The 14,926-nt window shown below is 43.1% G+C and carries 16 protein-coding genes; 6 read left to right on the forward strand and 10 right to left on the reverse strand.

The window, feature by feature from the left end:
- Positions 1 to 19: 19 nt before the first annotated feature.
- Entirely contained in the window at positions 20 to 1,195 is a 1,176-nt protein-coding gene (locus SIO70_RS29885) for a sensor histidine kinase (protein ID WP_320577086.1), read from the forward strand.
- Positions 1,196 to 1,353: 158 nt separating this feature from the next.
- Here SIO70_RS29885 and SIO70_RS29890 read toward each other — a convergent pair whose 3' ends face one another.
- Together SIO70_RS29890 and SIO70_RS29895 are read right to left on the reverse strand one after the other, a co-directional pair.
- Entirely contained in the window at positions 1,354 to 1,758 is a 405-nt protein-coding gene (locus SIO70_RS29890; RefSeq protein ID WP_320577088.1) for a response regulator, read from the reverse strand.
- 29 nt (positions 1,759 to 1,787) lie between these two features.
- On the reverse strand, positions 1,788 to 4,274 hold the full coding sequence (locus SIO70_RS29895; protein WP_320577090.1) for a DUF5686 and carboxypeptidase-like regulatory domain-containing protein: 2,487 nt from the start codon (positions 4,272 to 4,274) through the stop codon (positions 1,788 to 1,790).
- Positions 4,275 to 4,645: 371 nt separating this feature from the next.
- Here SIO70_RS29895 and SIO70_RS29900 point away from each other — a divergent pair, with 371 nt between their 5' ends.
- Positions 4,646 to 5,242, forward strand: a complete 597-nt coding sequence (locus SIO70_RS29900; RefSeq protein ID WP_320577092.1) for a phosphatase PAP2 family protein — start codon at positions 4,646 to 4,648, stop codon at positions 5,240 to 5,242.
- A gap of 53 nt (positions 5,243 to 5,295) precedes the next feature.
- On the opposite strand, the gene SIO70_RS29905 is transcribed toward SIO70_RS29900, so the two are convergent.
- On the reverse strand, positions 5,296 to 5,706 hold the full coding sequence (locus SIO70_RS29905) for an SRPBCC family protein (protein WP_320577094.1): 411 nt from the start codon (positions 5,704 to 5,706) through the stop codon (positions 5,296 to 5,298).
- A gap of 25 nt (positions 5,707 to 5,731) precedes the next feature.
- Positions 5,732 to 5,878, reverse strand: a complete 147-nt coding sequence (locus SIO70_RS29910; protein WP_320577096.1) for a hypothetical protein — start codon at positions 5,876 to 5,878, stop codon at positions 5,732 to 5,734.
- Between the two features lie 211 nt (positions 5,879 to 6,089).
- On the opposite strand from SIO70_RS29910, the gene SIO70_RS29915 reads away from it, so the two are divergent.
- Together SIO70_RS29915 and SIO70_RS29920 are read left to right on the forward strand one after the other, a co-directional pair.
- Positions 6,090 to 6,986, forward strand: a complete 897-nt coding sequence (locus tag SIO70_RS29915) for a helix-turn-helix transcriptional regulator (protein ID WP_320577097.1) — start codon at positions 6,090 to 6,092, stop codon at positions 6,984 to 6,986.
- 84 nt (positions 6,987 to 7,070) lie between these two features.
- A complete protein-coding gene (locus SIO70_RS29920) occupies positions 7,071 to 8,069 on the forward strand; it encodes an aldo/keto reductase (RefSeq protein ID WP_320577099.1) in 999 nt (332 codons plus the stop codon).
- 287 nt (positions 8,070 to 8,356) lie between these two features.
- Here the strand turns inward: SIO70_RS29920 and SIO70_RS29925 are convergent, their stop codons facing one another.
- Together SIO70_RS29925 and SIO70_RS29930 are read right to left on the reverse strand one after the other, a co-directional pair.
- Positions 8,357 to 9,586, reverse strand: coding sequence for an IS110 family transposase (locus tag SIO70_RS29925; protein ID WP_320577102.1), 1,230 nt, complete (start codon positions 9,584 to 9,586; stop codon positions 8,357 to 8,359).
- Positions 9,587 to 9,761: 175 nt separating this feature from the next.
- Positions 9,762 to 10,712 (reverse strand): bifunctional helix-turn-helix transcriptional regulator/GNAT family N-acetyltransferase, encoded by a 951-nt coding sequence (locus SIO70_RS29930; RefSeq protein ID WP_320577104.1) that lies wholly within the window; start codon positions 10,710 to 10,712, stop codon positions 9,762 to 9,764.
- A gap of 121 nt (positions 10,713 to 10,833) precedes the next feature.
- Between SIO70_RS29930 and SIO70_RS29935 the strand changes: the two genes are divergently transcribed.
- The gene (locus tag SIO70_RS29935) at positions 10,834 to 11,610 is read left to right on the forward strand and encodes a hypothetical protein (RefSeq protein ID WP_083726869.1); all 777 of its coding nucleotides are present in this window, start codon (positions 10,834 to 10,836) and stop codon (positions 11,608 to 11,610) included.
- An 80-nt stretch (positions 11,611 to 11,690) separates the two neighbouring features.
- Here SIO70_RS29935 and SIO70_RS29940 read toward each other — a convergent pair whose 3' ends face one another.
- Together SIO70_RS29940 and SIO70_RS29945 are read right to left on the reverse strand one after the other, a co-directional pair.
- A complete protein-coding gene (locus SIO70_RS29940) occupies positions 11,691 to 12,113 on the reverse strand; it encodes an OsmC family protein (RefSeq protein WP_320577107.1) in 423 nt (140 codons plus the stop codon).
- An 82-nt stretch (positions 12,114 to 12,195) separates the two neighbouring features.
- Positions 12,196 to 12,852, reverse strand: a complete 657-nt coding sequence (locus tag SIO70_RS29945; RefSeq protein WP_320577108.1) for a class I SAM-dependent methyltransferase — start codon at positions 12,850 to 12,852, stop codon at positions 12,196 to 12,198.
- A 424-nt stretch (positions 12,853 to 13,276) separates the two neighbouring features.
- Between SIO70_RS29945 and SIO70_RS29950 the strand changes: the two genes are divergently transcribed.
- Entirely contained in the window at positions 13,277 to 13,945 is a 669-nt protein-coding gene (locus tag SIO70_RS29950; RefSeq protein WP_320577110.1) for a hypothetical protein, read from the forward strand.
- Positions 13,946 to 14,020: 75 nt separating this feature from the next.
- Here the strand turns inward: SIO70_RS29950 and SIO70_RS29955 are convergent, their stop codons facing one another.
- The gene (locus SIO70_RS29955; RefSeq protein WP_320577111.1) at positions 14,021 to 14,263 is read right to left on the reverse strand and encodes a hypothetical protein; all 243 of its coding nucleotides are present in this window, start codon (positions 14,261 to 14,263) and stop codon (positions 14,021 to 14,023) included.
- 20 nt (positions 14,264 to 14,283) lie between these two features.
- Positions 14,284 to 14,886 (reverse strand): class I SAM-dependent methyltransferase, encoded by a 603-nt coding sequence (locus SIO70_RS29960; protein WP_320577113.1) that lies wholly within the window; start codon positions 14,884 to 14,886, stop codon positions 14,284 to 14,286.
- Positions 14,887 to 14,926: the final 40 nt, after the last annotated feature.

Genomic DNA, 14,926 nt, shown 5'->3' on the forward strand with positions numbered 1-14,926 from the left:
CGACACGCACACTATTCTAATGGACACAAGACCACTACCAGATGACTCCGCTTCCTACGAGCGCCTGCGACTGCTTGCTGAACAAAAAAACGCAGCTCTCCTTCTCAGTGAAGAGCGCTACCACAAAATGGTGGAAGAAGTGGAAGATTATGCCATCCTTCTCCTCGACATAGATGGCCGTATCATGAACTGGAATAAAGGCGCTGAAAAAATCAAAGGCTACAAAGAAGCAGAAATAATAGGTCGTAACTTCCGCATCTTCTACCGTCAGGAAGATCAACAAAGGCAACTCCCCGAAAAACTCATTCAACAGGCCCGCAGCACCGGCAAAGCCATTCACGAAGGTTGGCGCGTTCGCAAAGACGGCACCACCTTTTGGGGTAGCATAGTCATTACTGCGCTCCACGACGATCATCACAACATCATCGGCTTTTCCAAAGTGACCCGTGACCTCACTGAAAGAAAAATCGCCGAAAACAAGATAAAACAATACGCCAAAGAGCTGGAAGCCCAGAACAGGGACCTCCAACAATTTGCCTACGCCGCCGCCCATGATATGAAAGAACCCCTCCGTAAAGTACAGTTCTATACATCCACACTATTAGAAGGCATCGGCGCCACCCTGCCACCCAAGGAAAGGTCTTACCTGGAAAGGGCCGTAGATGCCGCACAGCGTATGCAGCGGCTCATCGAAGACCTTTTTACTTATACAAGAATATCAGGAGAAGTTCCTGCTTTTGAGCAGGTTCCCCTCAATAATTTAATTGAAGACGTCCTCTCCCACCACCAGGAAACAATCGCATCCATCAACGCCTATATCGAAATCGGCCCTCTGCCTGTCGTGCCCGGCATCACCTTTCAGTTACGCCAGCTGCTGGACAACCTGATCGGCAATTCCCTGAAATACCATCACACAGAGAAAACCCCTCATATTGTTATCCAATCGACCGTATATAATGACAAATGCGAAATCACCATCCAGGATAATGGCATTGGCTTTGAACCGCAAAACTGTGAAAAAATATTTGAAATTTTTGAACGCCTTCACGGTCGTGAAAACTATCCGGGTACCGGCATAGGACTGGCCCTCTGCCAGCGTATCGTACGAAACCATCAGGGTACTATTACCGCTACCGGCCAGGTGAATGAAGGAGCTACCTTTACCATCACCTTACCTATCATTAATATGGAATAACTGCTTCCAATAACAACTGCTTCTAATATGGAATAACTACTTCTAATAAGAAAGAACTACTTCTAATAAAAACTGCTTCTAATATTGAATTACTACTTCTAATAAGGAACAACTACTTCTTTGCCATAAATCTGAAATAATTTCTATACTCCGCTCAATTACCTCGCCACTCCTCCCTCACAAATCCGAAATAACTCCTGTACCATCGCTTGTAATTCAGGCCTGTTATTCGGCTTTACAAAATATTTCACTGCACCCAGCTCTCGGCATAACTGCATATGCTCCGGCTGACTGGATGTACTCCATACCACCTTCGGTATGTTCACCTGCAGTATCTTTTCCAATACCTCCCTCCCATTCATCACCGGCATCTTATAATCCAATATGATCAATGACGGCCACTCAACAGGTGCCTGCTCAGCAAGGTAATCCAATACCTTCTGCCCATTAAAAACAGTATTGATTTGTGTAGTTGGCTGCTCCTGTAATATAGCCTCTATCAATATTTCCTGATCCTCCCTGTCGTCGTCGGCTAACAGGAATTTAAACATTCTCTCATTCATAGCGCGATAACTAATATACTACTTATCGCTTAAAAATCAAACTTCAACATCGCCCTGATTCCCCAAGATGGCACCTCCGGATGATCGAGATAGGTGAACCGCTTTACCACATCGACCCTGATGATCTTAAAGATATTGCCAATACCCACACTTCCCTCTATATAAGGCCCGTTATTCAACGAATAGGTGCCGGATGGGAACAGCATCAGTTTTCCTTCATTCTCACTCCTCAACCCACCCCACAGGAACTTCGCATTCACCACTTCTCTCCATTTCAACCTGCGTAACAATGGCACCTTGTTAAAGAAAAATCCATTGAAGTGATGATCTATATTCACACCTGCATAATGATCGCTCACAAACTCCAAAAAGTTCATCAGGTTGTAAGACTGCAACTGAAAGGAATATGTCTGGTTCGCTCTGTGAATATCGAGCAATGGAAACGGTACCTGTCCAAACAAATATGAACCTTCTGCACTCACATCCGTATACCCCAACTGTGACAAATAAAACCGCTTTGATATATTCAATCCTATATGCTGGTAATTGTATTCACTATTCAGCAATCCTTTAATACCCTGGTTGTACCGCAGTGTAAATACAGGATACTTATCTGTGATCGGTGTGCGGTATAATTTACTCTGGTAAAACTGTTCATGTGGTGCATAACGCAATGTCATATTCACTTCGCTGGTCTTCACACCTGCTACATTGACCACATCTTCATTCACCATTTTCTGGAAAGACAACCCTCCTGCCGGATGCTGATTCCAGTATTTAAATCCAAAGGAATAAGAGAAATGATTCTGTAGCTCATGCATGTACTCTACCTTGAAAAAATCATTGTACAGCATCTGATTGCTGGTGCCGCGCTTGAATGATAACAACACGTTGTTCTCCTGCACAAATTGCAGTTCCTGACCCGGAATCTTGGTATCGTGTTGAAAACTAGCCCTGATGTAATGTTGAGGGAAAGTATAAATTGATTTATTGTTCAATGAATAAGTGGCACTCGCAAAATACTTAAAGCGTTCATCTTTTACCCCATATGCCACATACCCTTCAAAGTAAATCCGCTTGCTCAGTTTCTCCGTCGTTCTGCCACCAAAACGTGGCCGGAAACCTTCCACTGCATTAAAACTGTAGAAAGTATTCACCGGTCCTATTTCAAAAGGTCCGAAGTTTTTAAACCCGATCAATAAAAATGTCGCCCAGTTCACCGCTCTCTTAAAAGAAGGGGTATGCTGCAGGCTATCCATATTTTTGTACACATCCGACGCTGGTCCTGACAATGCAAAAGGACGATTCGACGTCCAGTAACCGGTATCCTTTTTCTCAGCATCTGCAAGCGTTTCTACCGCAGGTCCTGCATAATCTGCAGCAGGTCTTTTTTTATCCAGGAAAAAGCTATCTATCTGCACAATGCGTTCTCCATACATTCCTTTTCCTTTCTCTTTGCTGAGACCAAAATCCATCTTCAGCGTACTTTCTTTCAACTGGTTTCGCTCATCAAAAGTGAGGTTGGCTTCCATACGCCGTACAAAGTTCAGGTTGATACGCTTATCCACAGTCAGTTCTGCCCGCGATATGGCATATGTACCATCCAGCCTGATATACAACCGTCCTTCAAAGAGCAGGTCTGTTTTACTCCGGGGACTGAAATCCAGTACCACCTGATTATCTACAGTATCGGTGATGAAATATTTATAGAATCCTGGTGCACCACCGGCCACAGGACTCAATAACTGGTTCGTCATCACCATGATATTATTCTGGTAAATATCTATATCCTGGTAAAAGAAATTGAGTGTGGAAGACCAGCCCTTATTATCTATCAGATTTTCATCGTACTTCACCTGTTTGCTGGCACGGATAACCTGCTTTTTGGTATAAGGATTGCGACGATAATAATTGTCAGACATCTTTTCTTCCATATACACAGGCAGCATCAGCCTGCCACCAATGGCATTGGAATCCTGCTCTGTAAAAAGGAACTGGTAATTTTTAAAGAGATGCCGGTTACGAAAGCTATCTGTCAGATGACTGAGGGAGAGTAACATCCTTTCATATTTATGATACTCTGCATAGTCATAATTTTCCGGACGGTTCTTTGATTTATGTGCAATCACTTCCCTGATCAGGTCTACGGCAGGATTATTCTTATTCGAATATTTCTGCTTTTTTCCCGATTTGACCACGACTTCGTTCAGGCCATAGGTATCTTGTACCAGTTTTACGTTGATCACCTGCTGCTTGTCGGGTACTACGGCAAATTTCACCGTTTTGTATCCCATTGCGTAAACGGAGATCTGTGTAAATGGTTCGTTGGTCGTCAATGTAAAATGACCTTTTTCGTCAGAATGTGTACCGATTGTTTTGCCAGCAACCACAATACTCACCATCTGCAAGGGAGCATGGGTTCCGGCGTCGGTCACTGTTCCTGACACAATAGTCTGGGCAACAAGAGAAATAGGAAAGGCAATCAATAAAAAATACGATAGTATCGTACACTTCATAAGGTCTTTGTTCGTTCGCGTACAGGTAGCCTGCGGGTCAATACTACAACTGAATCCGATAAATCAGGCCAGCTTATAGGCATATGCCGGAATTGTCGCGACCAGCACTCAGATTCCTGCGATATGACCCTAAAAGCGAACACAGCTATGCAAAAACGGTACATCGACAAACTTTTGACCCTTGTCGCTAATATTAAATGATTATGAACAAAAAGAGGACATTTGAATAAATAATTACCTTACAGTCTGAATAGATTGAATAGAATACCTACAACTTAAAAAAAACGATTGATAGAAGCTGCCGCAAGTGACAAGACCTACATTGTCAACCCCGGCATGGCAATTGAAACTCAGTGTAAACGACTTTATTTATGGACATTTTACATTCGTTCAGGGAACTGGACAAGGTCCTTTTTATGCTTATTAATCACGATTCAGATGTTAAATACCTGGATCCTATCATGATGGCAATAAGAGAACCACTCACATGGATTCCCCTCTATGCGTTTATGTTATGGTTCAGCATTCGTAAGCTGAAACACAATGCAGTGTTGTTTATTATTATGACCCTGGTGGCCTTTGCATTTACAGACGCAATGTGTGCACAGTTTGTTAAACCATTCATAGGCAGACTACGCCCCTGCTATGATCCTGAATTGAACGGTATGGTGAGAAGCCTGGTAGATTGTGGCGGCCAATACTCCTTCCCATCCAATCATGCTGCCAATCACTTTGCATTGGCAACCTACTGGTTTTTTGCAATCAGACATTACTTAGATAAAAAATGGCACTGGTTGTGGATATGGGCAGCAGCAGTATGTTATGCACAGGTGTACGTCGGTAAACATTTCCCTTCTGACGTGTTAGGTGGGGCAATCATCGGTTCGCTGGTGGGTGTTGCAGTTTTTCAGCTTTCACTAAGATGGCAATTCGTCTATAATATTAAAAAGGGTTTATATCAAAAATAATGACTTGAAAAGGGGGTGTATCAAATGTATGATACACCCCCTTTTTAATTCGCTTAGATGGACTCAGTGTACTTCTTAAAATTATCAAGAATTGCCTGCCATCCCGCTCTTTGCATTTCTTCGGGGTTTTGCTTTTCAGGTTCGAAAGTCTCGTTAATATCAGTTGAGTCTCCATGACTGTGGAAATAGATATCTACTTTTCGGCCATCGCCGAGGGTATAGCCGATTTTTTCGTGCGGCTTTACCACATCGTAGGTACCCCAAAAATCAAAGCCCATACTGCCATCTTTTGCTTCCATCCTGGAAGAAAACCGACCTCCCGGACGCAGGTCATTTGTTGCCGTGGGTGTGTGCCAGTCTTCAGAAGCTGTGCTCCATTTAACAATGTGTTCGGGATTACTCCAGATTTTCCACACCTTGTCTACAGGTGCATGAACCGTGGTTTTGATGGTGATCGCGCTCATGGTGTTTGATTTTTATACAACAAATTTAAGTTAAGTCATTTATTCCAATTATGGGCAATTCCGACAATTGCCGGGTACGATGCGTCACATATCTGTTCACTACAGGAAACTGTGCAATGCGCAGGTAGTTGCCATGCAGGTCTTCATCACCTCTATATAAACTTATCATCATAACGACGCAGATCGGTATAGCCTTGTACGGTGGTTACCAGTATACCTGAGACTTCATTTACGTGGGTATTGTTTTACTAACAAAATTAAAAATCACGTAGATTACTTTGAAAACACGCATATCTGCGGAAGTACAGCTATTTTATTAAATAGGTAAAGGTAAGCCTCCATATATTAGCCGTATTCATGTTTGAATTTTATAACTTTAATGTATGAAACGCGCCGAAAGTATCCAGGAATTTTACAATCGTCACCCCGAAGCGACGCCCATGAGCGAAAACGGCCCTGGGCATTTTAACATCTTCAGGCGGCAGGCCTGTGTGACAAACAGCCCATACAGTCGGCGGGACTTCTATAAAATATCACTGATCATTGGTACTGGCAAGATTCACTATGCCGATACCTGGATCAATATTGACCGGCCTGCTTTGCTCTTCTCCAACCCCATGGTACCTTATTCCTGGGAAACGAACGATCCGGATCAGCGTGGCTGGTACTGTATTTTCACGGAATCATTCCTGTCACAGATAGAGAAATTACAGGATGCTCCCCTGTTCAGCATCGGCACGCCTCATCCTGTTTTCTTTCCAAATGGAGCGCAAATTGAGGAAATCTCCTCCATTTTTGATAAAATGGTCAGGGAAATGAACAGCGAATATGTACACAAGTTCAGCGTACTCCGCAATTGTGTTCAACTACTCATTCACGAAGGTATGAAGATGACGCCTGCAGGTTCATTTGAAAAACATACCAATGCCTCGACCCGTATTTCCAGTTTATTCCTGGAGCTACTGGAAAGACAGTTTCCTATCGATACACCTGAGGCGGCACTCAGATTAAAGACTGCCAACGACTTTGCGCAGAGTCTTTCAGTACATGTCAATCACCTGAACCGTTCCGTCAAGGAAATCACCGGCAAGACTACCACTGCGCACATCGCTGCCCGCATTACCCGCGAAGCAACAGCACTCCTGCAGCACACTGATTGGAACATTGCTGAAATTGGATACGCACTGGGTTTTGAGTCACCTCCTTACTTTACTAACTTCTTCCGCAAGCATGCCGGCGTAGCACCGGGCGAAATCCGTAACGGAGCCGTACTTGTTTGAAAATTGTAAGTTTCCGTTTGAATCCCTTAATAGCCGCCTGCTATGCGGCTCCTACCTTTGTAGCTACAAAAAAACACGCACGATATGAAGTACAGAACCCTTGGCAATACCGGCGAAAAGCTCTCCGCTACAGGATTGGGCTGCATGGGTATGAGCTTTGCATATGGCCCCAGCAATGATACTGAAAGCATTGCCACCCTGCACAGGGCATTGGAACTGGGCATCAATTTCTGGGATACGGCAGATATGTATGGCGCTGGTGCAAATGAAGCCCTTATTTCAAATGTATTGCTCCCTAACAGGGATAAAATTTTTATCGCTACTAAATTCGGTTTCCGCTTCAGAGATGGTAAAGCGGGTCCGAGTGGCACTACCAACACGTACTTTGATGGCTCTCCTGGTTGGATTAAAAGCGCTGTGGAAGATAGCCTGAGAAGACTACGCATAGATACGATCGATTTGTATTATGCACATCGTGTAGATCCAAATGTTCCTATTGAAGAAACCGTAGGTGCGATGGCGGAACTCGTGAAAGAAGGTAAGGTAAGATATCTTGGTTTGAGCGAAGCATCTGCAGCTTCTTTAAGAAAAGCAAACGCAGTGCACCCTATTGCAGCATTGCAATCAGAGTATTCTATACTGACAAGAGATGTGGAAGGTGATATACTCAATACTGCCAGAGAATTTGGCACCTCACTGGTTCCGTATTCTCCGTTGTCAAGAGGTTTGCTGATCAATGCAAATGCGGACAATCTGGTAGAAGGTGATTTCAGAAAAGGACTGCCTCGCTATCAGAAAGAGAACCTGGAAAACAATAAGAAACTGGTAGCTGAATTCGCAGCACTGGCAGCGGGTAAACAATGCACGCCTGCACAGCTAGCGCTGGCATGGGTACTGGCACAGGGAGAAGATATTATTCCGATTCCCGGAACCAGGAGGATAAAGTACCTGGAAGAAAATGCAGCAGCGGTGGATATTGCATTGTCAGCAGCTGATCTGGCAGCAATTGATGCGCTGGTGATTAAGTATCCGAATTTAGGAGAAAGATACCTGCCTGGTGCCATGAAATTAGTCAATAACTAATTAAAAAATGGGCCGTCTTAAAACTTCGGGACGGCCCATTTTTATTCAGCTGCCTGATGGAGAGAATTTTCGTACATGCAATTCTCATGACCATCCTGTTACTTACGATACATCCTCTTTTCATTGAAAATAGTTAGTCTGTGTCATAATTTTGATATGACTCTATATGCTTAAAATTTTCATTTCGTGCTTATAGCAACAATCGTTTGTACTTAGAGTCTTAAATCAGTTTTCTTTACAGGCTTAAAAAGCACCAATAAGAGGTCGATTTTTGTAACTTAGTAATCTTATTGAGATGGGGGTAATGCCTCAAGCTCGCGCAGGCGCCTGAGATAATTATTTATCTGCGCCTGCTTTCTTTTTTTAAGCCACTCCTGATTATCCGGTTCCATATATGGCACTCTATTTTTGAGTATAAAATAAGTGGCAATGAGGATTTTGTGTGCAATGGCGATAAGAGCACGTTTTTTACCTCTTCGCACACTTAAAGAGTAATATCTTCTTTTCAGATAAGATTCCTTTGTATGTACAGCGGCCCAGGCCGCCTCCACCAGTGCTGTTTTAAGAGAACTGTTGCCATGATTGATACGTTCACTTTTCTTTTTTCCGGCACTTTCATTATTACCCGGACATAAGCCACACCAACTGGCTAAATGATGCTGATTTGGGAAGGCATGCATATCTGTACCTATTTCGGCTAAGATGGCTGTAGCTGTTTGTTTTTGTACTCCGGGAATAGTCTGAAGTAATTTTACTTCTTCTTCCCATTTTCTTAAGTACTGATCAATACGGTTATCTACCTGACAAAGCAGTTCATTTAGCTGTAAGATAGCAGCTTTAGACAGGTTGAGCATAAAACGGTGATGCTCATTAAGATTACCTTCTAAAGCAAGAATAAGTTCTTGCTTCTTGATTTTGAGCCTACCTTTGGCCAGATTGGCCAATATCATGGGATCCTGTTCTCCATCAATAATAGCAGAGATCATTGACCAGCCGCTTATGCCGAACACATCACTGACAACGCTGCTCAATTTGATATTGGCAGTCTCTAAAATGTTCTGTAATCGGTTATATTCACTGGAGCGTTGGCCTATTACTTTACGTTTGTATCGGTACAATTCCCGTAATTCACGAGTGTATTGGGGTGGAATAAAACTTCCTTTTAGTAGCCCGCTTAGCAATAATTTTGCAATCCAGGCACTGTCATTACGATCAGTCTTATGACCCGGCACATATTTAATATGCCGGGCATTGACCAAAATAAGTTCAAAGTGAGGTTCTAGTATATTAAAAACAGGCTTCCAGTAAACACCCGTGCTCTCCATTGCGACATGTGTAATGCCCGATTCTTCCAACCAGGCTACCAGGTCCTTAAGTGAACTTGTGAAGGTGCTAAAAGTGCGGGTTTGTTCCTGCAAATTATCACCCCTGATGGTAGCTACTACATTCTCCTGGTGAACATCGAGGCCACAGCCACGACTCACAACCTGTTCAAAACTGATATGTGATTGTTCCATGGTAGTACTTTTGTCGAAGGTACCACCATTTTCATAGTCGTTTGTGAATTCGGTTCATGAGGGTTTTCTATGAAAATGTTTTTCATTCTCAGTTGGAGAATTACTTATTTCATGAATGTTTTTTCTGAAAATGGTTTTCATCCCCGTTGGTGAATAACCCCTTCCATGAATGTTTTTATAAGATCAACTCCATTTGAATATTACATCTTTCATAAGGCGTAGCGCGTCCGGCTACTTTTTTAAATCCTAATTTCTGGTATAATCCAATAGCTGGTTTGAGGATCGTATTACTTTCGAGGTAGAGGTTTTTAGCACCCAATGATCGTGCTTTCTCTACAATCGCGCTACCTAGTTTATAGCCCACACTTTTGCCTTGTGCTTTTGGAGATACGGCCATTTTAGCGAGTTCATATTCATACACAGGATCTGCCATTTTGATGAGTGCACAAACACCTACAGGTGTCTCCCCATCTAAAGCCACTAAAATGTATCCTCCTTTATCAAGGATGTATTCGTTAGGATGATCTAAGGCTTTATAATCCGCCTCTTCCATTTTGAAATATGTAGTGATCCATTCTTCATTCAGATCGCGAAAAGCTTTTTGATATTCAGGCGTGTATTCCACGATACGAATGGCATTGCCTTCTCTTAGTTTTCTGGTTTCCATTACACGGCGCAGCAGACTTTTTTCTTCCAACAGGTATTCCCATTCTTCAATCGCTTTCCAAAGGTCATTTCTTGTCTGGGAAGAGATCTCGTCGATGGCCTGTTCCACATCTTTATATTGATCCGCAATCTGAAGGGCGGTATCTTTCCCTTTTTTAGATAACTGCACCACATTCCTGCGGCCATCGGTTTTATCCTTTTTCTCGAGCAGGTAACCGGCCTTTGCCATTTCGGTGGTGATCTTACTCACGGATGGGTGGGTATGACCTATCTCTTTGGCGATGGCGGTGATGGTCTTGCCTTCACCTTTTGAGAGCACATAGAAAACTGGAAACCACTTAGGTTGCATGTCGATACCATAGAGGCTGTAAATCTGCCCTGCGTCCTCAGTGATCTTTTCCGTGAGTAGCCGGAGTCGGCTGCCAAGTGCCATTTTACCCGCATCTTTGAAGAATTCCATTGTTGACATAATTTACGTAACTAGTTACGTAAATGTAATAAGTATTAAAGGAATTACCATCATATATGAAAAATCTCAATAAGTTAGGGTATCTTTGTCCTATTCCAAATGACCAATACCTATGAAAAAATCTATCCTATCCCTGCTTCTATGCCTGCTATTTGCCGGCACCAGTCATGCAGGCTGGTATGTTTGCTATAATTTCAAAGGGAAGATCGGAGACCGACCCATTCATCTCTCTGTGCAGTTGCTGCGCGGGTATGGAGATGATCCGGAAGCCATTACTGTGAAAGGGGTGTATATGTATGATAACCTCAATGAACCTATTGCGCTCAATGGTATACTCAACGAACGTACCCACATGGTTCTGAAAGAGACCATCAATAACCAGCCAAATGCGATGATGGACTTCCTGTTTTACGGGACCAAAATGAAAGGTACCTGGATGTCTTTGAAAAACAACATGACACCTGAGGTGTTAGAACTGGAAAAGATCGGTGAACTGATTGATACAGTGGCGACTTCGAAGATCGCTCCCATCGATATTATACAGAGTGCCAGTCTGAAAGATAAATACCTGGTAGGGGTATATAGCAAGAAAGTTATTGGCAAACAAGCGATTATGCGGAAGCTGAAAATTGTGGATAAAGTGACCAACAAGGTGACCCAGGAAATTGACTTTGAAAAAGTAAAAACTGCCAGTGGAAATGTGTGGACTATTATTTATGGCAATGCGATCGTAGATGATATTAACAATGATGGGAACAAGGATATTACTGTGTGGAATGATGTTGGAAAGCGAGGTGGGTACCTGTATATTATATACGATCCGAAGAAAAAGGAATATGTGTTGAATCCGACGCCTGAGGCAGATGAGATCACTCCCGCAAAGAATTAAATCCTATAAAAAAAACGCTTTTGCCTCCGGCAAAAGCGTTTTTTTTATATACCTCGATTGCCTGCGGCAGGCAAATTTTATTATTTATATATCACATTCAAAGTGATTGGCGTAGCTGCCAGCGCCTTTGAAATCGGGCAATTCTCCTTTGCTCCTTTCGCAATCGCATTAAACTGCTCTTCGCTTACTCCTGGAATCACGGCAGCAACCAGGTCCAGTGTAATCCCTGTAATACCAGGAATAGATGGATCCAGTTCTACAGTTGCCTTTGTATCCAGGTCACCCGCTGTAAAACCAGCCTGTGTGAGCGCTGCGCTCAGTGCCATGGTAAAACAACCTGCATGAGAAGCACCCAGCAGTTCTTCGGGGTTAGTACCTACTCCATCAGCAAAACGGGCGTTAAAAGAATACTGTGTGTTGGTCAACACGTTACTCTGGGTAGAGATATTGCCCTGACCTTCTTTTAAATTACCATTCCAATGTGCATTTGCTGTTCTTTTCATAATATCTGGTTTTTAGGTTTTTTGTGTATTTGTTTGTTGATGTAAAATTGAATCTTTCTTAGCGCAATAATTTTAACCTGGGTTAAAATGTCAATACTGATCCTCTCAGGTATTTCAGTTTCTGAAACGCATCCAGCTCTTTAAAACCAGCATCCAGCCAAAGTTGTTTACATTGAGGATTGGCGTATAAGATCTTTAGAGGCCGGGGTTTTCGGATCAGGCTCTCCATGACCTGGCTGATAAAGTCATCCATGATCACCTCGTCAAATGGATTGAAAAGGAAGATCACACCTACCTGGTCGGGAATATCATATTTTCGGGCGTCTGCGCACACAATATCTACTTTACAACCGTCATACCTGTTTTCCAGGGCGGTAGCGGTTTCAAGTGCATAGCTATATAGCTTGGGCGAGAAATCAATGCCTGTGATCTGTTTGAAACCATATGCAGCAGCAATGGCCAGCACTCTTCCTTTTCCACAACCTACATCCAGGAATGCTGTATCCAGCTCATGCCTTTCTACATGATCAAATAACCAGCTACCTGTGTAATAGTTCACTGGTTCATACATTGATGCATGCTCCAGTTCTGCTGCCGGTACATGTGTTACCAGGTCATCTGTGCCGATTGTTTTTACACCGAACTGCCTTTCGCCGCGAATCTCATACCAGATGACAAAAAATGCCATGCTGATGCCCCAGTGCCAACCGATATAGAAAAAGTAGGAAAGATATCTCATTGGGGGATTTACAAGGTTTAAAAATGGGGTGAGCGATTGGGTCTTATAAACGTGGTATTGTTACAATTCCGGTGTTGAATATAGGAATTTTTCGACAAACCCATCCGGGTCATACTTCCAAATAGGATATTATCTTTCCATTAACGGCAAAGATCCGGATATTGTATAACGGTCATGTATATATAATTGCCATAAGGATTTAAGTAAATCTTTAACAACCGGCGTCCATATAACACGTTTGTAGTAGGCGAAATTCATTCTTTCTGAAAATCAATTCACATGTTCAGAAATCACTCGCAGTAATGTAGCAGTTCCTTTAAAAAGCATTTCGGCAACACCCCTTAACCCTTACCAGATAAGGGTTTCATCGGATTTTTAAAGTTTGGCATTCTATTTGGCTATTGATAAGTATAAAAAACTTGTTATGAAAAAGATAGTTCTTATTACCTGTTTAGTAGCCATTGGTTCAATATACGGTTATAAGGCAGACGCACAGGTTAGGTTTAATGTGAACGTGAATATTGGCAGCCAGCCAGCGTGGGGACCTGAGGGTTATGACTATGCTGAATATTACTACATGCCTGATATCGATGCATATTATTACGTACCTGAACGCCAGTTTATATACCTGGAAGGAAGCAGATGGGTGTTTGCACCGGCTTTACCTCCACGCTTTCATTATGACCTGTATCGCGGTTATAAAGTAGTGGTAAATGATCCCCGTCCTTACCTGCACCCTGGCATTTACAGGAACAGATATGCAGGATATAGAGGAGCATGGGGCCGTCAGACGATCATAAGAGATTCACGTAATCCCCGTTACTTCGCTGCACAACCTCATGGAGGTGGCGGATATTATGGCGGACGTGGTCATGAAGGTGGTGGTCCCGGTTGGAATGGTGGCGGCAGAGGTCATGAAGGCGGTGGTCCTGGTTGGAACGGTGGTGGACGTGGTCATGAAGGCGGTGGTCCCGGTTGGAATGGTGGTGGACGTGGTCATGAAGGCGGTGGTCCTGGTTGGAATGGTGGCGGACGTGGTCATGAAGGAAATGGAGGTGGCCGTGGTGGAGACCATGGCAGACATGACCATTAAATTTTGAACAAGTAATTCTCACTATAAATCACTAGTAATAAAAAAAGGCCCCGACTTCTGCCGGGGCCTTCCTTATTAAATTTCTTGTAGTTCCTCCTGCTTTCGAAGATAGATGCGAGTGTATCGCAGGTTCATCCATTGAACACTATCTACTTCCAGGGGTGACACTTCTTCCAGTTTCTCTTCCAGTTGTCTGATGGAAATTTTGCTTGCTTCCATTTCTTTCAGAGAAACATCTAATAAAGCTTCAACTGCGCCGTCGTCTTTTGCATCTTTTAGTTGGACGATTATCTTCGACGCTAATTCTGCTGTTTTCATGTCATTTATCAATTTTTCCGTTAACGTTTTATCCACATTTTAAGAAGCATATCATCGGAAGCGTCTACTAGCTGATAACTATCCGGAACTTCATCGCCCATACTATAATAGGTGACCAGTCGGGTGCCCGAAACCCTTTGATCCATTATCTCCTGCATGTAGCAGGTATAATAATCGTAAAGACTTGTTGAATAGTTGATCTGCTGGTCGATACCATCTTCCGGATTCAGATGTTCAAAAAATGAATTGTAAAAGTAAAAACCATCGTATTGGTCTGCGTTAAAACGGGTGAAGTTGCCTAATATAAAATCGGCATTGTTCACCTTCAATACTTCCTTGGCAGTTCTGGCGTACAGGTACAGCTCTTTTCGTTGTTCGATTCCGTAAAAATAAGATTTTGGGTGAAAACATGCCCCTATCAGGCAGAATTTACCAACTCCACTACCTATATCCAGGATCCTGGAACCCGGCTTTTCAGCCAGGAACGCTGCAGACGCAGTAGCGATCTGAAGCGGGGTCCAGTGCCTCTTTGACAATTGTTGAATCCCTTGTGGATAGACCTGGTCAAAGGCATCATCAGAAGCAAACATTTGCGTATTTACACGCGAATCACTTATAGACATTCCGAGGTCAAAGTTAACCTGATTCTGTCAGGAAATATTG

It is taken from the genome of Chitinophaga sancti, from assembly GCF_034087045.1.
GTDB lineage: Bacteria > Bacteroidota > Bacteroidia > Chitinophagales > Chitinophagaceae > Chitinophaga > Chitinophaga sancti_B.